The sequence below is a fragment of the Nonomuraea sp. CA-141351 genome (genome assembly GCF_050944675.1).
GTDB lineage: Bacteria > Actinomycetota > Actinomycetes > Streptosporangiales > Streptosporangiaceae > Nonomuraea.
Window position 1 is genome coordinate 6,872,519 of sequence record NZ_CP191982.1, and the last position, 21,385, is coordinate 6,893,903.

The 21,385-nt window shown below is 69.7% G+C and carries 25 protein-coding genes and 2 pseudogenes; 18 read left to right on the forward strand and 9 right to left on the reverse strand.

Features of this window, described 5'->3' with window-relative positions; all coding sequences use genetic code 11:
- Nucleotides 1-162 precede the first annotated feature (162 nt).
- Nucleotides 163-1,026, forward strand: a complete 864-nt coding sequence (locus ACQPWU_RS32555) for a metalloregulator ArsR/SmtB family transcription factor (protein WP_433428456.1) — start codon at nt 163-165, stop codon at nt 1,024-1,026.
- Nucleotides 1,023-1,622 carry a dihydrofolate reductase family protein gene (locus ACQPWU_RS32560; protein WP_433428458.1) on the forward strand — a complete coding sequence of 200 codons (600 nt, stop codon included), beginning with the start codon at nt 1,023-1,025 and terminating at the stop codon, nt 1,620-1,622. The genes ACQPWU_RS32555 and ACQPWU_RS32560 overlap by 4 nt, the downstream gene beginning before the upstream one ends.
- Before the next feature lie 774 nt (nt 1,623-2,396).
- Here the strand turns inward: ACQPWU_RS32560 and ACQPWU_RS32565 are convergent.
- A complete protein-coding gene (locus tag ACQPWU_RS32565) occupies nt 2,397-3,296 on the reverse strand; it encodes a helix-turn-helix domain-containing protein (protein ID WP_433428460.1) in 900 nt (299 codons plus the stop codon).
- 172 nt (nt 3,297-3,468) lie between these two features.
- On the opposite strand from ACQPWU_RS32565, the gene ACQPWU_RS32570 reads away from it, so the two are divergent.
- The 4 genes and pseudogenes from ACQPWU_RS32570 (at nt 3,469) to ACQPWU_RS32585 (ending at nt 7,269) form a co-directional block, all read left to right on the forward strand.
- The gene (locus ACQPWU_RS32570) at nt 3,469-4,422 is read left to right on the forward strand and encodes an aldo/keto reductase (RefSeq protein ID WP_433428463.1); all 954 of its coding nucleotides are present in this window, start codon (nt 3,469-3,471) and stop codon (nt 4,420-4,422) included.
- A 468-nt stretch (nt 4,423-4,890) separates the two neighbouring features.
- Entirely contained in the window at nt 4,891-5,073 is a 183-nt protein-coding gene (locus ACQPWU_RS32575; protein ID WP_433428465.1) for a hypothetical protein, read from the forward strand.
- A 344-nt stretch (nt 5,074-5,417) separates the two neighbouring features.
- Nucleotides 5,418-5,642: pseudogene (locus ACQPWU_RS32580) on the forward strand (hypothetical protein); the annotation flags it as partial.
- An 883-nt stretch (nt 5,643-6,525) separates the two neighbouring features.
- Complete coding sequence (locus ACQPWU_RS32585; protein ID WP_433428467.1) at nt 6,526-7,269, forward strand: hypothetical protein; 744 nt, start codon at nt 6,526-6,528, stop codon at nt 7,267-7,269.
- Here ACQPWU_RS32585 and ACQPWU_RS32590 read toward each other — a convergent pair.
- Both ACQPWU_RS32590 and ACQPWU_RS32595 read right to left on the reverse strand, forming a co-directional pair.
- Entirely contained in the window at nt 7,196-8,452 is a 1,257-nt protein-coding gene (locus ACQPWU_RS32590; protein ID WP_433445345.1) for an NAD(P)-binding domain-containing protein, read from the reverse strand. The two genes, ACQPWU_RS32585 and ACQPWU_RS32590, sit on opposite strands and share 74 nt — an antisense overlap.
- A complete protein-coding gene (locus tag ACQPWU_RS32595; protein WP_364838587.1) occupies nt 8,449-8,997 on the reverse strand; it encodes an OsmC family protein in 549 nt (182 codons plus the stop codon). Before ACQPWU_RS32595 ends, ACQPWU_RS32590 begins: the two co-directional genes overlap by 4 nt.
- A 74-nt stretch (nt 8,998-9,071) precedes the next feature.
- Here ACQPWU_RS32595 and metX point away from each other — a divergent pair, with 74 nt between their 5' ends.
- The 3 genes from metX to ACQPWU_RS32610 are packed head-to-tail and all read left to right on the forward strand — an operon-like array spanning nt 9,072 to nt 12,119.
- Nucleotides 9,072-10,283 (forward strand): homoserine O-acetyltransferase MetX, encoded by a 1,212-nt coding sequence (gene metX / locus ACQPWU_RS32600; RefSeq protein WP_433428470.1) that lies wholly within the window; start codon nt 9,072-9,074, stop codon nt 10,281-10,283.
- 19 nt (nt 10,284-10,302) lie between these two features.
- Nucleotides 10,303-11,640 (forward strand): O-acetylhomoserine aminocarboxypropyltransferase/cysteine synthase family protein, encoded by a 1,338-nt coding sequence (locus ACQPWU_RS32605; protein ID WP_433428473.1) that lies wholly within the window; start codon nt 10,303-10,305, stop codon nt 11,638-11,640.
- Complete coding sequence (locus ACQPWU_RS32610; RefSeq protein WP_433428475.1) at nt 11,637-12,119, forward strand: CoA-binding protein; 483 nt, start codon at nt 11,637-11,639, stop codon at nt 12,117-12,119. The genes ACQPWU_RS32605 and ACQPWU_RS32610 overlap by 4 nt, the downstream gene beginning before the upstream one ends.
- 9 nt (nt 12,120-12,128) lie before the next feature.
- Here the strand turns inward: ACQPWU_RS32610 and ACQPWU_RS32615 are convergent, their stop codons facing one another.
- Nucleotides 12,129-12,479 carry a hypothetical protein gene (locus ACQPWU_RS32615; protein ID WP_433428478.1) on the reverse strand — a complete coding sequence of 117 codons (351 nt, stop codon included), beginning with the start codon at nt 12,477-12,479 and terminating at the stop codon, nt 12,129-12,131.
- A 10-nt stretch (nt 12,480-12,489) separates the two neighbouring features.
- On the opposite strand from ACQPWU_RS32615, the pseudogene ACQPWU_RS32620 reads away from it, so the two are divergent.
- Both ACQPWU_RS32620 and ACQPWU_RS32625 read left to right on the forward strand, forming a co-directional pair.
- Nucleotides 12,490-12,687, forward strand: a pseudogene (locus ACQPWU_RS32620) (hypothetical protein); the annotation flags it as partial.
- Nucleotides 12,688-12,806: 119 nt separating this feature from the next.
- Nucleotides 12,807-13,004 carry a hypothetical protein gene (locus ACQPWU_RS32625; protein WP_433445585.1) on the forward strand — a complete coding sequence of 66 codons (198 nt, stop codon included), beginning with the start codon at nt 12,807-12,809 and terminating at the stop codon, nt 13,002-13,004.
- A gap of 33 nt (nt 13,005-13,037) precedes the next feature.
- Here the strand turns inward: ACQPWU_RS32625 and ACQPWU_RS32630 are convergent, their stop codons facing one another.
- Together ACQPWU_RS32630 and ACQPWU_RS32635 are read right to left on the reverse strand one after the other, a co-directional pair.
- Nucleotides 13,038-13,553: an OsmC family protein gene (locus ACQPWU_RS32630; RefSeq protein WP_433428480.1), complete on the reverse strand. Its 516-nt coding sequence runs from the start codon at nt 13,551-13,553 to the stop codon at nt 13,038-13,040.
- Between the two features lie 2 nt (nt 13,554-13,555).
- The gene (locus tag ACQPWU_RS32635; protein WP_433428483.1) at nt 13,556-13,696 is read right to left on the reverse strand and encodes a hypothetical protein; all 141 of its coding nucleotides are present in this window, start codon (nt 13,694-13,696) and stop codon (nt 13,556-13,558) included.
- A 72-nt stretch (nt 13,697-13,768) separates the two neighbouring features.
- Between ACQPWU_RS32635 and ACQPWU_RS32640 the strand changes: the two genes are divergently transcribed.
- The 4 genes from ACQPWU_RS32640 to ACQPWU_RS32655 are packed head-to-tail and all read left to right on the forward strand — an operon-like array spanning nt 13,769 to nt 17,374.
- Nucleotides 13,769-14,641, forward strand: a complete 873-nt coding sequence (locus ACQPWU_RS32640; protein WP_433428485.1) for an ABC transporter permease — start codon at nt 13,769-13,771, stop codon at nt 14,639-14,641.
- A 31-nt stretch (nt 14,642-14,672) separates the two neighbouring features.
- Nucleotides 14,673-15,707 carry a taurine ABC transporter substrate-binding protein gene (locus ACQPWU_RS32645; RefSeq protein WP_433428487.1) on the forward strand — a complete coding sequence of 345 codons (1,035 nt, stop codon included), beginning with the start codon at nt 14,673-14,675 and terminating at the stop codon, nt 15,705-15,707.
- A complete protein-coding gene (locus ACQPWU_RS32650) occupies nt 15,691-16,482 on the forward strand; it encodes an ABC transporter ATP-binding protein (RefSeq protein ID WP_433428490.1) in 792 nt (263 codons plus the stop codon). The genes ACQPWU_RS32645 and ACQPWU_RS32650 overlap by 17 nt, the downstream gene beginning before the upstream one ends.
- Nucleotides 16,483-16,504: 22 nt before the next feature.
- A complete protein-coding gene (locus ACQPWU_RS32655) occupies nt 16,505-17,374 on the forward strand; it encodes a TauD/TfdA dioxygenase family protein (RefSeq protein WP_433428493.1) in 870 nt (289 codons plus the stop codon).
- Between the two features lie 100 nt (nt 17,375-17,474).
- Here ACQPWU_RS32655 and ACQPWU_RS32660 read toward each other — a convergent pair whose 3' ends face one another.
- Nucleotides 17,475-17,681: a hypothetical protein gene (locus tag ACQPWU_RS32660; RefSeq protein ID WP_433428495.1), complete on the reverse strand. Its 207-nt coding sequence runs from the start codon at nt 17,679-17,681 to the stop codon at nt 17,475-17,477.
- A 153-nt stretch (nt 17,682-17,834) separates the two neighbouring features.
- Here ACQPWU_RS32660 and ACQPWU_RS32665 point away from each other — a divergent pair, with 153 nt between their 5' ends.
- Both ACQPWU_RS32665 and ACQPWU_RS32670 read left to right on the forward strand, forming a co-directional pair.
- Complete coding sequence (locus ACQPWU_RS32665; protein ID WP_433428497.1) at nt 17,835-18,035, forward strand: hypothetical protein; 201 nt, start codon at nt 17,835-17,837, stop codon at nt 18,033-18,035.
- A gap of 197 nt (nt 18,036-18,232) precedes the next feature.
- Nucleotides 18,233-18,928 (forward strand): LLM class flavin-dependent oxidoreductase, encoded by a 696-nt coding sequence (locus tag ACQPWU_RS32670; protein ID WP_433428500.1) that lies wholly within the window; start codon nt 18,233-18,235, stop codon nt 18,926-18,928.
- A 244-nt stretch (nt 18,929-19,172) separates the two neighbouring features.
- On the opposite strand, the gene ACQPWU_RS32675 is transcribed toward ACQPWU_RS32670, so the two are convergent.
- Complete coding sequence (locus ACQPWU_RS32675) at nt 19,173-19,310, reverse strand: hypothetical protein (protein ID WP_431919733.1); 138 nt, start codon at nt 19,308-19,310, stop codon at nt 19,173-19,175.
- On the opposite strand from ACQPWU_RS32675, the gene ACQPWU_RS32680 reads away from it, so the two are divergent.
- On the forward strand, nt 19,291-20,424 hold the full coding sequence (locus ACQPWU_RS32680) for a vanadium-dependent haloperoxidase (RefSeq protein ID WP_433428503.1): 1,134 nt from the start codon (nt 19,291-19,293) through the stop codon (nt 20,422-20,424). The two genes, ACQPWU_RS32675 and ACQPWU_RS32680, sit on opposite strands and share 20 nt — an antisense overlap.
- Before the next feature lie 114 nt (nt 20,425-20,538).
- On the opposite strand, the gene ACQPWU_RS32685 is transcribed toward ACQPWU_RS32680, so the two are convergent.
- Nucleotides 20,539-20,928: a GNAT family N-acetyltransferase gene (locus ACQPWU_RS32685; protein ID WP_433428506.1), complete on the reverse strand. Its 390-nt coding sequence runs from the start codon at nt 20,926-20,928 to the stop codon at nt 20,539-20,541.
- Nucleotides 20,929-21,385 lie beyond the last annotated feature (457 nt).

Here is a 21,385-nt window from a genome sequence, read left to right on the forward strand (position 1 = left end):
CATCTACCCGGCGCCCCTACTCTGCTCGACCGCGCCCCCTTGCAAGATCGTTCTCATCGATAACGGCTGTCCGCCGGTTCCTCACCCCCGGATTCCCACCTCGCTCAACACATCTAAGATATTCCTTGACACGAATATTCGCCATAGCGAATACTTATGCCCATGGACGCAGTGGATGCACTTCTCATCGCACTGGCCGACCCGGCCCGCTGGCGGCTCGTGACCCTGCTGGCCGAGCGGCCCCGCTCGGTCGGCGTCCTGGCCCAGCTCGCCGAGGCACGCCAGCCGCAGACGACCAAGCATCTGCAGACCCTCGAGCGCGCCGGCGTCGTCACCTCCCAGCGCACCGGCCAGCGCCGCGTCTACGCGCTCCGCTCCGCTCCGCTGCGGCACCTGGCGGCGGCGCTCAGCCGGCTCGCCGACACCGCGGACCAGGCCGGCGGTCCGCGCGCGACCTACAACCGGTACGGGCTCAGCCTCCAAGCGGAGCGACTCGCCGCAGATGAGTCGGGGTGGGCCGACGGCCGCTCGTTCAGGTTCCTCCGGTCGCTGACCCAGCGCTCCGAGGTGATCTGGCGCCACCTCACCGAAACGCCCCTGCTCGCCCGCTGGTGGACGCCCGACGACCTGCGCGTCTCCGAGCTCGTCTTCGAGGCGCGGCCGGGTGGACGGGTCGTCCTGGAGTACCGCGACACCGAGGACGTCGACGGCTCCGACCTGATCGCCGGGCGCGCGGAGGGAGTCGTCGATGACGTACGCCCGGGTGAGCGCCTCGCCTACCGGTCCTCCCCGATACTTGCCGGCGGCGGCGTCGCCTTCACCGCCCACGTCGCCATCGATCTGCGGCCCACCGACACCGGCGCCGACCTCGACGTTCAGGTCCGGATCACCGACAGCACCGTCGACTCCGCGGACTTCATCGCGGGCATCGAGATCGGCTACGGCCAGACCCTCGACAAGCTCGCGGCGACCCTCGCCACGTACGACACCGACACGGACAGCACCGACACAAGGAGCACGAAATGACGAACACGACCGGCCGCAGGGTGACCGCGAACCTGAGCCTCACCCTCGACGGGCGCTACAACGGTCCCGGCGGGCCCGGCGATTTCGCCGCGTTCGCCCCATACGTAACCAGCGACGTCGCCCGCAACCACATGACCTGCATGTGGGAGCACGCGACGACGGCACTGCTCGGCCGGATCAACGCCGAGGGATTCCTGGGTTACTGGCCGTCGGTCGCCGAAGACGACAACGCCGACCCGCGCGACCGCGGATACGCCAAGTGGCTGGTCGACACGGAAAAGGTGGTCTTGTCGACCACCTTGACCGACGCGCCGTGGAAACGTGCCCGCGTGGTGAACGCCCCCGCCGCAGACGTCGTCACCGAGCTCAAGACCAGCGGTGAAGGCGACATCCTTGTCAACAGCAGCGCCAGCATCATCAAGCCGCTCCTGTCGGCAGACCTGCTCGACCGGCTGTACCTCATGATCTTCCCTGAGATCGCCGGAGGCGGGCAACGACTGTTCGACGACGGCCTGCCGGCTACGAAATGGACGCTCACCCACCAGGAGACCGGCGAGCTGGGCGAACTCGCCATGATCTACGACCGAGTCCGCTGAGCCGGCAGGTCAGCGCAGCCCGCAAAACTCTCAGCGACGAGGTGGGCCAGATCTCACTTCTCGCTGTTGAAGGGCCCTCCCCGCGCCCGACCTCGCCCCGACAATGTGCTCCGTTTGGGGATTGTCGATTTCCGAAGTCGCCTGCGCGGATGTCCGACGTCCTCTGCACAGGGGTGAGGGAGCCGCTTCGGAAACACGCGTAGCCCGCGGGTCGCATTGACCGCCGCGGAACTGGTCTACATCGGGCAGACCGTTGTGGACTGCGTCGGGACCATGGACCACCGGGCCAACGCGTTCAACAGGGTGTCGGCACCCAGCTCACGGCAGAGGTGTGCTGGGGGGCACGCAGACACCGCAGCCCGTCGCCTCCGGGTCGCTGAGCCTGATCCAGGCGAGGAGGTGACGCAGGGCAACACGCTGGTAGGCGGGCAGATTTGCCCGTCCAGGGTTTGCCTCGGCACGCCTGTTGCCTACGATGACCGGCTGGTTTCGTTGAAATGCGCTACCACCGTGAGCGCTTCGGTGGCTTGCAGCTTCTCCTGGACGATCAGCGCTGTGGTTCGCGTACCTGTGCCGCAGTCGACCAGCTGCGCGCCCAAGGCATTCCGGTCAAGGACCTCCGACACCGCCCGGCTCTCCGCTCGGCCACGCCCACCTCAACGTCCAGGGTAGCTACTCCGCGGGGCGTGGACGAGGAGGGAGCGTAGTCCCCTGGGGCACGGCGAATCGTTCGCAGTGCCCGTCTGACTGCGCTGGTGAGCAGGTCGGCGCGCTTCAACGCGGCTGGCTGGTGGGGTGTGCCGGCTGGGTGGCTGCCAGGCTGGCCAGGAGCTTGAGCCGCTCTTCTGAGGTGCTGCCCGGTTCGGCGGTGTAGATGGTGAGGCCGTACACCGTCCGGTTGGACATGGGCAGGTCGAGAGACTGGTAGGTCAGCTCCAGGTCGCCGATCTGGGGGTGCCACAGCCGCTTGCTGCCGTCGTGGCGGATACGCACGTCGTGGACGGCCCACTGGCTGCGGAACTCGGTGCTGAGCGTGGACAGCTCACCGACGAGGTCGCGCAGGGCCCGGTCATGGGGCTCGCGTCCGGCCTCGGCGCGCAGCAGCGCGGCGGAGACGACGGCGGCCTCGTCCCAGTCGACGAAGAACTGCTGGGAGCCCGGGTCGAGGAAGACGTAGCGGGCGATGTTGGCGCGGCCGTGCTGCGTGGTGGCAGGGCTGTCGAAGACCGGCGCGAGCAGCGCCCGGGCCAGCGCATTGTGGGCGACGATGTCCTGGCGGCCGTTGCGCACGAACGCCGCCGACATCGTCATGGAGTCCAGCAGCCACTGGACCCGCGGCGGGACCTGGACGTCCTTGCGGCGCGAGGGCGTGCGGCGGGCGGGCCGGGCGGCGTGGGCCAGGTCGAACAGGTAGGTGCGTTCGTCCTGGTTCAGGCGCAGGGCCTGGGCGACCGCGTCGAGCACCTCTTCGGACACGCCGCTGATGTGGCCCTTCTCCAGCCGGGTGTACCACTCGGTACTCACACCGGCCAGCACCGCGACCTCTTCGCGGCGCAGCCCGGGAACCCGGCGCCGGCCGCTGGTGGGCAGCCCGACCTGCTCAGGGGTGAGCTTGGCGCGCCGGGTGGCCAGGAAGTCCCGGATCTGGGCGCGGTGGTCGGGCCGGTGGTCCATACCCTCCACGGTAGTCGCAGGGTTCGCGCAGGTGGCGGCGGTAAGGGGGTTGAGCTTGTCCCCCCTATAAAAACGCTCTGCCTCGCGCGCGGCCAGGCGGGTTTCCTGGGATCAGCACGTTGGACCCAACCCTGCGATACGGAGATGGCCGAACAGGCAATGGAGGTATGACATGACGAGCAAGACACTGACAGTGCCGGCGGCGGCGCTGGGCACGTGGGCCTGGGGAGACAGCGGCGAGGTGGGCGACGGCTATTTCGGCAGTCAGCTGACCGAGTCCGGCCTGCGAAAGGTCGTCGAGAAGGCGCAGTCCAACGGCTTCACCCTGTGGGACACCGCCGTGGCGTACGGCATGGGCCGCTCGGAGGCGGTCCTCGCCCAGGCGCTGAAGGGCTACGACCGCAGCGAGTACCAGCTGTCGACGAAGTTCACCCCGCAGATCGCGGGCGACGGCGACGATCCGGTCGCGGACATGCTGGAGCAGAGCCTCAACCGAATGGGTACGGACTATGTGGATCTCTACTGGATCCACAACCCTGCCGACGTGGCACGATGGACGCCGCTTCTGATCCCGCTGCTGAAGAGCGGCAAGATCAAGCATGTGGGCGTCTCGAACCACAACATCGAGGAGATCGCTCTTGCCGATCAGATCCTCGGCGAGGCCGGCTTCCGCGTGGAGGCGGTCCAGAACCACTACAGCCTCCTGTACCGGAGCTCTGAGCGCGCGGGCATCCTCAACCACTGCCGCGAGCACGACGTGCGGTTCCTCTCCTACATGGTCCTCGAACAAGGGGCGCTGACCGGCAGGTACAGCCCGGCCAACCCGTTGCCTGAAGGCAGCAGCCGGGCGGCGGCGTATAACGGCACCCTGCCCCGGCTGCAGGCGCTGACCGACAGAATGGGGGAGATCGGCGAGGACCGAGGCGGGTCCGTTGCCGATGTCGCCATCGCCTGGGCCATCGCCAAGGGGACCACCCCGATCGTCGGGGTCACGAAGGCCGGCTACATCGACGGGCTGGTCCGAGCTCGCGGCATCGATCTCGCCGACGAAGAGATCGCGGAGCTGGAAGCGTTGGCGGATGCTGCGGACGTCGACACGCGCGGCAGCTGGGAGCACGAGATGTAGCAGTCATCGGCGGAGCGAAGGAGAAGACCACGCGGAAAGCAGGGGGAGATTTGTTCGCCGCATGGCGGATCTTCGATGCCGAAGACGGCGTCGGCGTGCGCCTAGGCACAGCGCTCGGACCTTGCGGCGGCGGCCGGGCACTTGCTCTCCGCATACCGCAGGCAGGCCGTATATCCAACAGGACCCACCGGGCGACGCCAGCCGCTCCACGCTGTTCACGGCGTCCGGACCTGCCCCCAGCGCATGAGCCTGCCGGTGACCGGCCCGTCCCTCCGAGCAGCCGCCAGTTCTGTTTTGCGTTGGTCCTCGGTGTCGGCGAGGTGGGGTGGGATGCGCAGGCCGAGGTTTGGGCCGTGCAGCACCAGCACCTCGCGGTAGCGCTGACGACGAAGTCGGCGAGGCGCTGGAGTCGTTGTGGGGCACCGCGGCGGTCGGCACCTGGAAGGTCCGCCGGGCCGCAGTGTTGTCGTGGCCGGCCTGGTTCGGGTCCGGTCCTGCGGGGCGACGATCTTCCTGGCTTCCTCGTCAGGGACGCCGGTGTCGGCGATCGCCCGGCTGCTTGCCGCGGACGAGGACACCGTGCGCGATGTGGTCCACGCCTTCGACGAGAAGCCCTGCGCTCTCAGTAGGCGGGAGGCCGCCCCCGCCTGATCAGTGACGACGACATCGCGTTTCATCGTCGCGACGGCCTTGATCTACAGGTCGATGACGACCTTGCCGTGCACGTGCCGGCCGGCCTGGAACTCGGCCGCGCGGCGGAGCGACCGGGAAGCTCGCCGCGATAGGCACCCGGAGTCGGCCCGCCGCGACCAGGCGGGCGACCTCTTCCAGGGCGCCGGGGGCGGCGTTCGCGCCGTTGGCCATCGACACGCCGTCGACCTGCGCGGCGATGGTGCAGATGCGGCCGTCCGGGACGCCGAGTTCCCTTGCGGCGTACGCTGTCTCCGTCCCGTGCAGGTCGATGGCGGCGGTGACACCGCCGGGAGCAGGCTGTCACCGACCTGGTGGCCGCCGCCGTGAAGGACGGCGCCGTCCGCGACGACGTGGGTGCCGGTGCCGTCATGATGGCACTGCATGGCATCGGTGCGGCCCATGACCGCCCTGGTTGGCGGGCCGAGGCCGACGGTGTCATCACCCTCGTGCTGGACGGGCTGCGCCGGTCATGCTCAGGCGACAGTCAGCGCGAGCACGAGCAGGAGAGTGTCGGTGAGTTGAAGTGAGAATACCTTTCTGACCAGTGGGACTTGTCTAGGGTTCCGTTTCCACTGTCGGGAAGGCATCCCGTAGATGCAATTCAAGCACGCTCCCCAGGCGGTGTCGGTAGCGTTCAATGACCCGAATCTCGTGTCGCCCGCGGGCCTGGCAGCGCCACCCAGACTCCGCCGGAGCCGAGCGGTTTGTCGTGTCCAGTCGGCGCCGCCGTGGGGGCTGGACCCATTTCGCGCTCGTCCCGCTCAGTGACGCGCCGTTTCGTGGGCAGCTTCCAGTCCAACACGTCGCGTAGTAAGGGAAAGTATCCCAAGGACAGGGGCGGGCAAGGCATTCTCCCCCAGAACGCCGGGTCAAAGGTCTGGAACGGAACCCGGGGTTGCACCGGAGGGAGACACCAACCCCTGCTGGTGGCCAGACTCGCCCCCGACTGAGAACACCGACACACATTAGTGGTCCCCCCTCCACCGCGAGTCGCACGTGTGATGGTCAGTGCGCCGGCCAGCGCGCTCGCGGTGAAGGCGCGCATGATCGCCGCCACTGGAGTCCTCTCGCATCGTTCATCGTCCTCGTGAATGGCGCGTTCATCCCCGACTTGAGCGTCCGCGAACAGGCAGCCATGCGTCGATGATCAAGGCCGAGCCCGCTGCGGCCGGTTCCTCCGGCTGGGCGGTGTTGCCTACGCCCAACCCAGGTAAGGGCAACATGAGCTGACCGATGTGGCCGGGCGTTCGGAAGCGGACTTCTGGGCGGGCAGTACGTACGAGATCCGCCCTGGTGGCCCGTTGCGGGCGCTCGTGTTGCGGTGGATGGTTATGCGTGGCAGCAGGTCCCGGTGCCGCTGCCTGCCAAACCGGATCAGGCCGAGCTGACGGCGGTCGCGCCAGCCAACACTTGGGCAGCGGGCTGGGCAAGCGCGGGCGACGCGCCAAGATCAACGCGTTAGAAGAAGCGTTCACCGGCCGCTTCACCGGCCACCACGCGTTCCTACTCACCAAAATGCCGGCCCACGACTTCGGCCGCCACGTCATCCCCATCGTCAGGGAGGAGGTGGCCGGGCTCGACCGCGAGGGGGCCACCGCCTTCAACGGGACAGAGGGGTTCGAGGTCTTCTCCGACCGGGTGCGGCCCCACTCTCCCGGCCTGGGCGCGCTCATGTGGTACGGCGGCGCCAGCCTGCGCCAGGGCCGATGGACTGGCGAGCACGGCACGAACTTCCTGATCAGCAGCGTGATCAAGTCGGAGGAGCCGGAGGACTTCCCGCAGATCCAGCTCTCGCACATACGGGAGTTGCGCGCCCATCACCCGGACGGCGAGCGGGCCCGCGTCTCGCAGGGGCTGGTCGTCATCCCCACGGACTCGGCCACGCCGGAGCAGCGGGCCAGGTACAAGGAGTACGCCGGGGCAAGCGCCTATCCCGCACCGCCACGCCGCAGGGTCCGGCACCGCATGAGCGTTCGCGCTGCCGTTCACCTTCGACCACGAGGACTACGTGAAGATCCTCACCGACATCGCTACCAGGTTGGGGCCCGAGCCCGGCCGGCATCCCGCGTGATCGCGGCAGTCACCGCCGTACGGCCAGGTACCCGGCGAGGTGGTCGATCACCTCGCGCGCGTCGGCCTCGATGCCGTGGATGAACGTGGACCTGCGCCGCCGCAGCAGGGGCAGCCCCAGCGCGTACAGTCCTGGGCTGCCGGAAACACCGCCGTCGTGGCGCAGTCGGCCCTTCTCATCGACCACGGGCACGTCGAGCCACCCGTAGTCGGGACGGAAACCGGTCGCCCACACGATCGTGCGGATCTCGCCGCTCCGCAGGTCGAGCTGCAGGCGCGCCGACTCGGGCACCCGGGTCGGCGCGAAGCGTTCGGGCGGGCAGATCTCGAGATCGCGTATGCGAGCCCAGGCGTCGAACGTGTCCAGCAGGCGCTCCATCTTGAGGTCCGCGAGCGAAAACACGTTCCGCAGACCGCCGGAGAACAGCGCTTTGCCGTCGCGTACGGCCGCCCAGCGGCCCACCAGCTCGACACCCATCGAGGTGAGCGCGTTGAGATCGAGCGTCTGGCGTTCGGGGGTCCCGACGAGCTGGGGTGAGGGCAGCCGCCGGGCCCGAGTGAGGTCGTCGACCTCGTCGTACCGCTGGTCCCACACGCCTGAGGTGTCCATCCACCACAGCACGTCGCGCCCGCGGTAGGTGCGGGGCAGCCGCACGTGCTCCCCCACCGACAGGACCACCGGCCTCCCGGACCGCCGCAGCTCGGCCGCCAGCTGCACACCGGTCGCCGACGCGCCCACCACCAGCACGCCGCCATCGGGGAGCCGGCCGGGCTCGCGGTAGTCGAAGGGCGTCAGTTGCTCCACGGACGGCGGCACCACGTCGCTGAACGGCGGCACCACCGGCCGGTTGCAGGCGCCGCTGGCGATGACCACCGCCCGGCAGGCGATCTCGCCGCGGCTCGTCGTCACGCGGTAGCCGCCGCCGGCGGCTCGTACGGACGTGACGTTCGCGCCGGTCCTGACGGGTGCCCGCGAGAGCGCGGCGAAGCCCTCGATGAATTGCGTCACCTCCTTCGTGGTCATGTAGCCGTCGGGGTCCGGGCCTTCGTAGGCGAGGCTCGGCAGGCGGCTCTGCCAGTTGGGGGTGAGCAGCCGGAAGGAGTCCCAGCGTTCGCGCCGCCAGGAGTTGGCCACCTCACCGCGCTCGACCACCAGGTGATCGATGGACCGTTCGCCGAGGAAATGGCTCGCGGCGAGGCCGGCGTGCCCGGCGCCGATGACGACGGTCGTGACGTGCTCGATGATGGCTCGGCCTTCCAGGCTCAGGCGACGTCGACGGTGACGTTCGTCGGGTTCGTCAGGGCGTCGAACACGGCTGAGCGCTTCTGGGACTGGGCCACCAGCGCCTCGATGTCCTGCTTGGAAGCGTCCGCGTCGATGTGGAACGTCACCTTGATGTCGTTGAAGCCGTTTCGCACGTCGGCGTCGGTGCCGAGTATCCCGCGGATGTCATGCGTGCCTTCGAGCGTCGCCTCGACCGAGCGGAGCTGGATGCCGCGGTTCTGCGCGACGGACGCGACGCCTGCCGTCAGGCAGCTCGCCAGACCGACGAGCAGGTACTCGATCGGCGTGATCCCGTTGTCCTCCGCCGCGAACACCTCGGGGTGGTCGGCGTCGAACACCGCTTCCCTCTTGTGGCTGCGCTCCTCCCCGAGACCGAAGAACTCCTTGACGGTCGTGGTGCTGTGCACGCCGTTCCGCCACGTGGAGGAGGCCCGCCAGACGAACTGGGCGGCCTCGGGAGCGCCCTTCAGCACCTCGCGCGCGTCGAGCAGCGCCTGCACGTTCACACCGTTCGCGACTGTGGTCATGCTTCCGCTCCTATCTCCCGTATTTCCGGTAGGTATTTGACCATATATCGGGCGTGGCGGCTACCATAAGTCCCATGTCGCAGCCCGCCACAACGTTCGCGGCCGGCAGTGTCGGCATCGTGGAGACGCAGTACCTCGACCTGCCGGAGCCGGTGCGCCTCGACTGCGGCCGGGAGTTGCACCCGGTCCGGGTGGCGTACGAGACCTACGGCGACCTCTCACCCCGGCGTGACAACGTCATCCTGGTGTGCCACGCGCTCAGCGGCGACGCCCACGCGGCGGGCCTGTCCAAGGCGCCGTCCGGGGAGAGCACCCGCGACGGCTTCGGCGTCGAGGACCGCGACGGCGCGCGCGGCAAGGGGCTCGGCTGGTGGGATGGGATGATCGGCCCCGGCAAGGCGTTCGACACCGACCGCTTCTTCGTCATCTCGACGAACCTGCTCGGCGGCTGCCGGGGGACCACGGGGCCGTCGTCGATCGACCCGGCGACTGGCAGGCCGTACGGGCCGGACTTCCCCGTGATCACGGTCGCGGACATGGTACGGACGCAGCGCGCGTTCCTGAACGCCCTGGGCATCGAACGGCTCGCGGCGGTGGCCGGAGGCTCGCTCGGTGGTATGCAGGCGCTGCAATGGGCGGTGCTGTTCCCCGGCCAGGTCGACGCCCTCGTGGCGATCGCCAGCACGCACGCCCTGCACCCACAGGGTGTGGCCTGGAACGCGATTGCACGTGACTCGATCATGCGCGATCCGGCCTGGCAGGCCGGCCGCTACTACGGCACCGGCCGCGCGCCCGACGCCGGCATGGGCATCGGGCGGATGGTCGGCCACATCACCTACCTGTCCGCGCCCGCGCTGGAGGACAAGTTCGGCCGGCGACTGCAGTTCTCCGACGACCTCCGCTACACGATCACCGAGCCGGAGTTCGAGGTGGAGAGCTACCTGCGCCACCAGGCCGACTCGTTCGTCAAGCGCTTCGACGCCAACACCTACCTCTACACCTCGCGGGCGCTGACGTACTTCGACCTCGCCCGGCAGCACGGCGGCGGGTCGCTCGCGCGGGCGCTCGACGACGTCTCGGCGCGCACGCTGCTGATCGCCTTCAGCTCGGACTGGCTGTACCCACCGTCGGCGTCGGAGGAGATCGAGCAGGCGCTGCGCGGCCTCGGCAAGCCGGTGGAGCTGCAGGTGATCGAGGCGCCGTACGGCCACGACTGCTTCCTGCTGGAAGAGGCGCGACAGACGCCCATCATCCGCCGGTTCCTGGCCCAGGACGGGGCCGCTTGACGTCGAGGAAGAGGCTTTTGTGACCGACCAGCTCCCCCACGCGGAAGAAGCCCGCGAGTTCGGATTCGAAACCCGGCAACTGCACGCCGGGCAACGGCCGGACCCGAACACGGGCGCCCGCGCGGTGCCGATCTTTCAGACGACCAGCTACGTCTTCGAGGACCCGGAGTCCGCGGCGGCGTACTTCAACCTGCAGGAGTACGGGAACACGTACTCGCGCATCATGAACCCGACCGTCGCGGTGCTCGAGGAGCGGGTGGCGAACCTGGAGGGCGGCGCCGGCGCGGTGGCGTTCGCCAGCGGGATCGCGGCGCAGGCAGCGGCGCTGTTCACGCTGCTGCAGCCGGGCGACCACGTCGTGTCGTCCTCGGCGCTCTACGGCGGGACGGTGAACCAGCTCAAGCACCTGCTGCGCAAGATGAGCGTGGAGCTGACGTGGGTCGATCCCGACGATCCGGACGCCTGGCGCAAGGCGGTCCGGCCGGACACGAAGGCGTTCTTCGGCGAGACCATCGGCAATCCGGCCGGAAACGTACTCGACATCGAGACCGTGGCGGGCATCGCGCACGAGCACGGGCTGCCGCTGATCGTGGACAACACCTTCGCGACGCCGTACCTGTGCCGGCCGATCGAGTGGGGCGCCGACATCGTGACCCACTCGGCGACCAAGTTCATCGGCGGCCACGGCACGAGCATCGGCGGCGTCGTCGTGGAGGCGGGCACGTTCGACTGGTCGAACGGGCGCTTCCCGGTGGTCGCGGATCCGTCGCCGGCCTACCACGGGCTGCGCTTCCACGAGACGTTCGGCGAGTACGGCTACCTGATGAAGCTGCGCGCCGAGACCCTGCGCGACCTCGGCGCGGCGCTGTCGCCGTTCAACGCCTTCCTGTTCCTGCAGGGCCTGGAGACGCTGTCGCTGCGCATGGATCGCCACGTCGACAACGCGCGGGCGGTCGCGGCGTTCCTCCAGGCGCACGAGCTGGCCTCCAACGTGACCCACCCCGGCCTGCCGGACAGCAGGTACCGTCCGCTGGTGGACAAGTACCTGCCGCGCGGCGCCGGCGCGGTGTTCTCCTTCGACTGCGCCGGCGGCCGGGCCGGCGGGCAGGGCCTCATCGGCGGCCTGACGCTCTGGTCCCACCTGGCGAACGTCGGCGACGCCAAGAGCCTGGTCATCCACCCCGCCAGCACGACGCACCGCCAGCTCGGCGACGACGAGCTGCGGGCGGCCGGCGTCGGGCCGGGGACGGTGCGGCTGTCGGTCGGCACCGAGTCCGTCGACGACCTGATCTGGGACCTGGAGCAGGGTTTGACCCGCGTGGCGGCAACGATCGGCGGAAAGGTGGCCTCGGCATGACCGGACTCAACCGCTACCAGGACCCGCTGACGATCCAGCGCGTCCTGCATTCGACCAGGACGATCGCGATCGTCGGCCTGTCGGGCAACGAGCTGCGAGCCAGCCACTTCGTCGGCTACTACCTCAAGCGGCACGGCTACCGGATTGTTCCGGTGAACCCGCGCGAGAAGGAGATCCTCGGCGAGACCAGCTACCGGAGTCTGCTCGACGTGCCCGTTGCGGTGGACCTCGTGAACGTCTTCCGCGCGCCGGACGCCCTGCCCGAGATCGCGCGGGAGACGGTGGCGATCGGCGCCGGAGCCCTCTGGTGCCAGTTCGGCGTGATCAACGAGGAGGGTGCGCGCATCGCCGAGGACGGCGGCGCGAGCGTGATCATGGACCGCTGTCTCAAGGTCGAGCACGCGCGCTACGTGGGCCGGATGCACTGGCTCGGCTTCAACACCCGGCGCATCACCTCCGTCCGCTCCGGGCTCCAGTAGCCCTGTCCGCTACCTGCGGCGGTGGGCGGCACCCGGATGGGTGGCGGGCAGCCGTTGGACGCCTGTGCCGAGCAACCGCTCGTGCTGCTTGGAGTCCTCGTAGGAGGTGCGGTAGCGGCCTCTGCGATCATCGTGCCAGTCAGCCCGTGGTGCAGCGTCAGGTCGTCCTCCCGCCGTCAGGTGGCCGCCGGCCACTCCGCACCGCGCCGCATCCTCCAGGTACGCCTCGTGCCCGGTGGCGGCGGCCAGATCCAGCAGGAACAGCACGACCCCGGGCGCGCCCGACGAGACGTTCGCCGCCCCCGCGCCCGCCGGGCAACTGGACCGCGCGACCGCCGCGTTGCGCGACAACGGCTTCATCGTGCACGTCGTGGACAGCGCCGCCGAGGCCCGCGAGCTCGTCACCGGACTGATCCCCGGCGACGAGAGCGTCTTCACCACCTCCAGCGAGACGCTCCGGCTGTCCGGCATCGCCGCGGACCTCGACGAGTCGGGCCGGTTCGCCTCCGTCCGGGCCGGGGCCGAGGACCCCAAGGGCGACGTGCAGGCGGTCGTCCGTCTCGGCGCCACGGCAGAGTACGTCGTGGGCAGCGTGCACGCGGTGACGGAGGAGGGCCACCTGGTCATGCCTCGGCCAGCGGCAGCCAGCTCGCGCCGTACGCGTCGGGAGCGCGCAAGGTCGTCTGGGTGGCCGGCGCCCAAAAGGTGGTGCCGGACCTGGAGACGGCGCTGCGGCGGGTCCGCTCGTACAGCCTGCCGCGCGAGCACCGGCGCCTCCAGGAGTTCGGGCAGTCGTCGTTCATCGGCAAGATCCTCATCGTCGAGCGCGAGGCCCTGCCGGAGCTGGCCACGGCCGTGCTGGTGCGTGAGCCGATCGGCTTCTGAGCGCGCACGGCGCCACGGCCCGGACCCGGACGATCAGCGGATCCTGACCACCGCCCCGGTGACGGGCTGCGGATTGCGGATCAGGTTGAGTATCGGGCAGACCCGCTCGACCTCGTCGTGCAGCCTCGCCAGCTCCTCGTCCGAGGCGGGCGAGTCGATCAGCACCTCGTAGCGGAAGCCGTACGGGTGCACCGGGACGCCGCTCTCGCCCGGCTGCTGGGCCCTGGGGTCGTATTCGGCGCGCACGTCCACCTCGAGCGCGTCCAGCGGCACCTCCAGCTCGGCCGCCTTGATGAGGAAGATGTGGGTCACGCAGCTCCCGAGCACGCCGGCCTGCAGCTCGGGCGAGGCGGGGCCGAGGTCGTAGCCGGCGAAGTCGGGGCCGCTGTCACTGATGAGCTGGTGGTCCCTGATCCTGATGCGCCGGATTCCGCTGCGGCCCTCCGCGGTGACGTGGGCGTGCAGCGGTACCGGCCCGGACGCGGGGGCCGCGCGGCGGGCCATCAGCGCGGTGCGCTTGTGCGATAGGTATTCGCGAAGGGTGGTCATGATCACCTCAGGGTCATGTGGCCGAGCGGGGTGCCGAGCACGGCGCGCAGCGCCGCCTCGGGCCCCGGTGAGACGTCGAGCCGGACGCCGAGGGCGGCCAGGTCGCAATGACCTCGCTGCTCTCGTAGTCGTTGACGATCCACGGCCCGGAGCATAACCCTTAAAACTAGTAGGAAATGTTGACTTTGGCGAGGTCCCGCCGTAGCTTCGTGGTCATGAGCCCGTCTGAGACGGTGACCTCGCCCACCTCGACGGCCGCCCCCTCGACCGCCGTTCCCGGCGGCGGACCGGCGTCCGCCACCCGGCGACCGGCGACACGCAGGATCGTGGTGCGCGTGCTCGCCGCGGCCGCACTCCTCGGCTTGTGGCAGCTCGCCGCGACCGCGGCGGCCAACCCCTCCTTCATCCCCTCCCCCGGCGCCGTGTGGGAGCAGCTCCTGCGGTTGTCCACGACGTACGACGGCATCCGCGGCTACAGCGGCAGCCTGCTCGTCGAGCACCTCGGGATCAGCCTGCGGCGCATCCTCATCGGATCCGCGATCGGCGTGATAGGCGGGCTCGTCGTGGGCGTCGTGCTCGGCACCGTGCCGTGGATCCGCGTCGTGGCCGAGCCGGTGGTCACGTTCGTGCGGGCGCTACCACCGCTGGCATACTTCAGCCTGCTCATCATCTGGTTCGGCATCGACGAGACGCCCAAGCTGTGGCTGCTGGCGATCGCGGCGCTACCGCCGGTCGCGGTGGCCACCGCCGCCGCGGTGCACGGCGCGCCGTCCGACCTGGTCGAGGCCGCCAGGGCGCTGGGCGCCAGGCGGCGCGACGTCATCCGGGACGTGGTGCTGCCCAACGCCCTGCCGGAGATCTTCACCGGCGTGCGCCTGGCCGTCGGCATCGCGTACTCGTCCGTGGTCGCCGCCGAGACGGTCAACGGCGTGCCCGGCATCGGCGGCATGGTGCGGGACGCCCAGCGTTACCTGCAGACCGACGTCGTGGTGCTGGGACTGCTGGCCATAGGCCTGTCGGGTCTGCTCATCGACGGCCTTTTGCGGGTCGCGGAGAGACGGCTCATCCCCTGGCGGGGCCGCTCGTGACCCGCCGCACGTCCCTCATGAGGAAGCCGCCATGCGTCTGAGATTCCTGCTGTCCTTCGTGCTGATCACGGTCCTGGCCGCCTGCGGTGACGGCACCGCGTCCCGGGGAGGCGGTGACGACGCGGCGGCCAACCGCATCCGCCTCGCCTACCAGGCGTTCCCCAGCGGCGACCTCATCGTCAAGAACAAGAGGTGGCTGGAGGAGGCGCTGCCCGGCTACCAGATCCAGTGGACGAAGTTCGACTCCGGTGCCAGCATCAACACCGCCTTCGTGGCCGGCAGCGTGGACATCGCCGCCATCGGCTCCAGCCCCGTGGCCCGTGGGCTGTCGGCCCCGCTGAACATCCCGTACCAGGTGGCGTTCGTGCTCGACGTGGCCGGCGACAACGAGGCCCTGGTCGTCAGGAACGACAGCGGCGTGTCGGCGATCGAGGGCCTGCGCGGCAAGAAGGTCGCCACGTCGTTCGCCTCGACCTCCCACTACAGCCTGCTGGCCGCGCTCGACCGGGCGGGGGTGCGCGAGTCGGAGCTGACCATCGTCGACCTCGAACCGCAGGACATCCTCGCCTCCTGGACGCGCGGCGACATCGACGCCGCCTACACCTGGCTGCCCACCCTGAAGAAGCTGGAGAAGGACGGCAAGGTCCTGATCACCAGCCGGGAGCTGGCCACGGCCGGCAAGCCCACGCTGGACCTCGGGGTGGTGTCCACCACGTTCCTCAAGGCGCACCCGGACGCGGTGGACGCCTGGCGCAAGGCCGAGGCGAGGGCTCTACAGCTCATTACCGACAACCGCGCCGAGGCCGGCGCGGCCGTCGCCGCCGAGCTCAACCTGACCAAGGAGGACGCCGAGGAGCAGCTCACCCAGGGCGTCTTCCTCAAGCCCGCCGACCTGGCCTCCGCCGAATGGCTCGGCACGCCGGAGCGGCCGGGCGCGCTGGCCGAGAACCTCGTCAGCGCCGCGCAGTTCCTCAAGGACCTGCAGAAGATCGAAGCCGTCCCCGATCTGTCGACCGTGCGGAACGCCATCTACAACAAGGGCCTGCCCGATGTCCTCACCCCTTGAGCTCGGTACGGACCCCGCCGTCCACGTGGAGGAGGTCGTGCACGTGTACGGGACGGGCGCGGACGCCGTGACCGCGCTCGGCCCGATCTCGCTGGACGTCCCCCAGGGCTCGTTCCTCGTGATCGTCGGGGCGTCCGGCTGCGGCAAGAGCACGCTGCTGCGCCTGATCTCCGGCTTCGAGCGTCCTACCGCCGGCGTCGTCCGCACTGCCGGAGCTCTGCCGGTGCCCGGCGCCGGCGCCGGGATCGTGTTCCAGCAGCCCCGGCTGTTCCCTTGGAAGAGCGTGGGCGGCAACGTCGGGCTCGCGCTGCGCTACGCCGGCGTCCCCCGCGAGGAACGCGCCCGCCGGGTGCCGGAGCTCCTGGAACGGGTCGGCCTGCACGACGTGGCCCACCGCCGGACCTGGCAGCTCTCCGGTGGACAGCAACAGCGCGTGGCCATCGCCAGGGCGCTGGCGGGCGACAATCCGCTGCTGCTGCTCGACGAGCCGTTCGCGGCCCTGGACGCGCTCACCCGCGAGCGGCTGCAGGAGGACCTGCGCCGGGTCAGTGAGCAGACGGGCCGCACCTCCGTGTTCGTCACCCACAGCGTCGAAGAGGCGGTCTTCCTCGGCAGCCGCGTCGTCGTGCTCACCAGCAGGCCCGGCCAGATCGCCCTCGACCTCGACGTCCCTCTGCCCCGCACCGGCCTGGAGCCCGACGAACTCCGCGCCCTCCCCGAGTACACGGCCCTGCGTGCCACCGTCAGTCATGCCGTCCGCGACGCCGCCGGATGACCACCACAGAACAGGAGCGCACATGTCCACACCCCTGGCCGCCAAGCTCACCCTGCGCCCGCTCGGACCGCACTTCGGCGCTCAGATAGAAGGGCTCGACCTGGCGACCGCCGACGACGAGGAGCTGGCCGCGGTACGAGCCGCACTCGTCCAGCGGAAGGTGCTCTTCTTCTCCGGGCAGACCCTCGACGAGGACGGCCAAGTCACCCTGGGCCGCCGCCTCGGCGAGCTGACCGCATCCCACCCCGTCGTCGGCGGCGTGGACGAGGCGCACCCGGAGATCTACGCGCTCGACAGCGCCGACAACGGCTTCGCCGACGTCTGGCACACCGACGTCACCTTCATGCCCCGCCCACCGCTCGGCTCGATCCTGCGTGCCGTGGTCCTGCCTCCCACCGGCGGGGACACGAGCTGGGCCGACAGCCAGCTCGCCTACGACTCCCTTGCCGCGCCCGTACGGGAACTGGCCGACCAGCTCACCGCGGTGCACGACGGCAACCGGGAGTTCGGCTACTACCTGGCCCAGCGGCGCGGCGGCAAGGGCAGCGTCTGGGACGGCGAGGTCGTCACCCGGCTGGACCCGGTGGAGCACCCCGTCGTACGCGTCCACCCCGAGACCGGACGCAAGGGCCTGTTCGTCAACCCCGGCTTCACCTCGCACGTCGTCGGCGTCTCCGAGGCTGAGAGCCGTCACATCCTCGACCTGCTCTACGCTCACCTGACCAAGCCGGAGCACATCATCCGCCACCGCTGGAGCCTCGGCGACGTGGCCATGTGGGACAACCGCAGCACATCCCACTACGCCAACCGCGACTACGGCACCGCCCACCGGGTCATGCACCGCATCACTCTGCGCGGCGACCGCCCGTTCGGGCCATCGTCCCCCCGCTGAAGGGAACGGCCCATCCCCTGCCTGCCCGAGGCGGTGGACGGGCCGATCGCACTGCCCGGCTCGCGATCGGGCGGCATGATCGTCTCCGGTTGTGCCGGTCTCAGCCCAGCTCCACGCGGACCACCGGGACCACCTCGGCGAGCGCCGAGCCGCGCGCGACGAAGTCCTCAAGGTCGTCGTAGGGGAAGCCGTAACGCGCCGCGACCGGGTGCCGCGGGAACCGCTCGAACGCCGACAGGGCCAGCTCGTAGGCGTCCTGGGTTTGGCCCTGCTCAGCCTCAGGACCGGTCGGGGCGCACGGGAACACGCAGACGGGTGAGCAGGTTGCGGCGCAAGGCGCCGGAGCCAGGATCGTTTTGCGCAAGCGGTGTCCCGCTCGGAAACCCGACCTCGTGCTCTGAACTGGGGTTTTGCTGCATGATCAGGACGGCAGCTGCGACCATCGCAAGGTGTACCCGACATGGGGGCACAGATGCATGTGCTGGTCTTCATCGAGCATGGGCACCGGCGGCCGCACCTGGCCGGAGTGACCCCCGCACCCGACCGGAGCATGGACGGTGCAGCGGCCCGCAACCTGGCCATGGACGTGAGTGACCGGCGAACCGTCCGCCGAAAACTCGTCGTCACCGGCATGATCAGCGAATACCTTCACGCCGCTTGACCACAGCTCAAATCCCGTAACTCACTATTCGAGCGGTACACGATCAGCGCTGACACAGCGCGCCGGCGAAGAAAGCGAAGTCAATCTCGCGCCTGGAGTATCGAAGCAACCAATCAGAATCTATAGTTTACCTACATGAAGAGTGGGTTTTGCCAAGCGATCTGAGTCATAGGACCACCGAGCAGGAAGACCGACTGATGAATCTCCAGTTGCTCTGGTACATCCCAAACCAAGCGCAGCCCGGGCACCGCGGCGACGACGTCGTCGCGGACCACAACAGCCTGGAGACCCTCACCAGCCACGCCCAGGCCCTCGAGGAGCACGGGTGGAGCGGGGCGCTCCTCGGGACCGGCGGGGGACGGCCCGACACCTTCACGGTCGCCACCGCGCTGGCCGCGCGGACGACGACGTTCCAGCCGCTGATCGCCGTCCGGCCCGGCTACTGGCATCCGGCGAAGTTCGCCTCCGTCGCCGCGACCCTCGACCATCTCAGCGGGGGACGGGTGCTGATCAACATCGTGTCGGGCAAGGACAACCTCGCGGCGTACGGCGACAGCGAAGGCGACCAGGCCCACCGCTACGCCCGCACCAAGGAGTTCATCCAGATCGTGCGCAAGCTGTGGACCGAGGAGAACGTCACCTACCGCGGCGAGCACTTCAGCGTCACCGACTCCACCGTCGTGCCGCGAACAGTCGTCCGGGGCGAACGCAAGCACCCCCGGCTCTACTTCGGCGGCGCCTCGGAAGCCGCCGAGAAGGTGGCCGCCACCGAGGCCGACGTCCAGCTCTTCTGGGGCGAGCCACTCGACGGCATCGGGGAGCGGATCGAGCGGGCATCTCCCGCGACCCCAACCGGTTCACCGCCGTCGGCCAGCAACGGCTGCTCGACCTGACCGCACGCGGAGAGGTGGTCGCTGCGCAAATACCAGGCTCTCGGCATCACCCACTTCGTCCTCTCCGACACCCCTATCTGCCAGAGATCAAGCGTCAGGGCGACCTGCTCCTACCGCTGTTGCGCGGATGAGCGCCGATGCCTGATGCCACAGCCGAATGCTCAGACCGACCGCATCCCTTTGCCGCTCAGAAAGGACGCCTCACTTTGTTAACGCCTTCACCCCGCACGCGAAACACTCCGCCTCACCGGCTGCGCTCCGCCGTCACGGTGGCCGTGCTCGCCACCAGCACGGCCTTGAGCGGCACAGCCGCCTCCGCGTCGACAGCGCGGACATCGGGCCCGCCCGACGTCGACGTGGCGGTGGAATGGTACGACGTCACCGCCGACACCATCGCCGCCGCCGGGTCTTCCACACAGGTCACCAACAGCCGCACGTGGGCCATCAGCTGGGTGTCCGCCACCCGCGCCCTGCGATCCGGTCCCCGCCTGCGCGCCTTCCAGGACGCCGCGCTCGCCTCCGCGGTCCGCACCTCACTCGTGAGCCTGATTCCGGCCCGCGCCGCCGAGTTGGACGCTGCGTTCGCGGCGACGCTGGCGCGCATCCCCGCCGGCCCGTCCAAGGATCGGGGTGTGGCGGCCGGAGCCGAGGAGGCGACGGCGCTGCTCACCGAACGAACCGATGACGGCCTGGACCCGGCGTCGGTCAACCCGCCGTACCCGGTCCCGCAAGCCGCGCCCGGAGTCTGGCAGCCCACGCCGCCGGCTCTCGGGCCGGCCCTTCAGGCGGGCACGAGGTTTGCCAGACCGTTCCTCTTGGGCCGCGTCGACCGGTTCCGGCCAGGGCCTCCTCCCAAGCTCGGCTCTCCGGAATATCGGGCCGACCTTGAGGAAGTACGCGACTACGGCGCGGCGAACAGCATCGCACGCACGCAGGCCCAGACGGACATCGCGCAGTTCTGGCTGGGGTCCTCACTGACCATCTACAACGGCGTCTTGCGTGCCGCCCTCGTCCAATCCCGCCTGCCGGCATCGAGGAAGACCGAACTCGTCGCGCTCTTCCATGTCGCTCTGGTGGACACCCAGATCGCCACTTCGGATGCCAAATACACCTATGTGAGATGGCGCCCGGTCACCGCGCTTCGCGCCGTCGACACCGGCCACCCCTCCATTCCCTCGGATCCAGCCTGGACACCGCTGCACACGACGCCGTCGCACCCCGACTACCCAAGCGGCCACAACACCTACGCCGGTGCCGCCGAGCAAGTGCTGACCGCACTGGTCGGCTCCCACTCCCGCGAACCGTTCGAGCTCACGAGCCCGACCGCGCCCGGGGTCACCCGCACCTACACCACATGGAAGGTCCTGACCGACGAGAACGTCGACGCCCGGGTCTGGTCGGGTATCCACACCCGCTCCGCCGACCAGGCCGGGGTGAGGTTGGGCCGCCAGGTCGCGGCCTACGCTCTACGTCACGCCGCACGACTGTTCTCGTAGGTCGTACCAGGAAGACCACTGAAGATCCGTGTTTGGCCCCGTTCCTTCTGGACGGGGCCGAAAAACGGACGGCTGGTGCCGACGGCCGTGGTCGCGCTGCGGCCGTCGCGTCGGTTATGTGATCGGCACCGGGGTGCCCTGGGACGGATCCAGCGCCGGAACGCGTACGGCGCGGAAGTCCGGGGTGCGGCGCAGGCGGAAGCCGAGCCGCTCGTACAGGCGGATCGCGCCGTTGTGGGCGGCCGACGCGTGCAGGAATGGCGTCTCGCCCCGGTTCCGGATGCCCGCGGCGACGGCTAGCACCAGCCTGGTTGCCAGTCCGCGGCCTCGGTGGGCGGGGTCGGTGCAGACGGCGCTGATCTCGGTCCAGCCGGGCGGGTGCAGGCGTTCGCCGGCCAGCGCCACCAGCACGCGGCCGGACCTGAGGCCGAGGTAGACGCCGAGTTCGATGGTACGCGGCAGGAACGGGCCCGGTTTCGTCGGCTTGACGTGCTCATCACGCACTGGCTCGACGGCGCGTTCAAGATCCTGCCGGGACCGGCGGACATGGGCGAAGGTAGCCCGAGTCGGCTGAACGCGGTGGCGGCTGTCCGTCCCGACGACATGTGGGCAGCGGGCCAGGCCCGTTACGAGGCCTCGATCAGGTCCCCGGCCGTGCACTGGACGGTCAGGCATGGACGGTGGTGCAGGTTCCCGAGCCGGTCGCCGGCGTGCGCTCACCGGGCTGGCGGTACGGTCGGCCGATGAGGCGTGGGCTGTCGGGTACGCACCCAGCGCCGTGGTGGGGCATTCGGTGGAACCGTACGCACTGCGTCGGGACAGCATCTCGTGAGAGCGCAACGACGGCGATGTCGGCCTGACCCTGACCAGGGTCTCCATCGGCCCGGTACGTCCACCCTCCGTTGACGACCATCGACGAGTCCACCGCCGAAGCCTTCCGTCCGCATCGCTGACCGGAAGG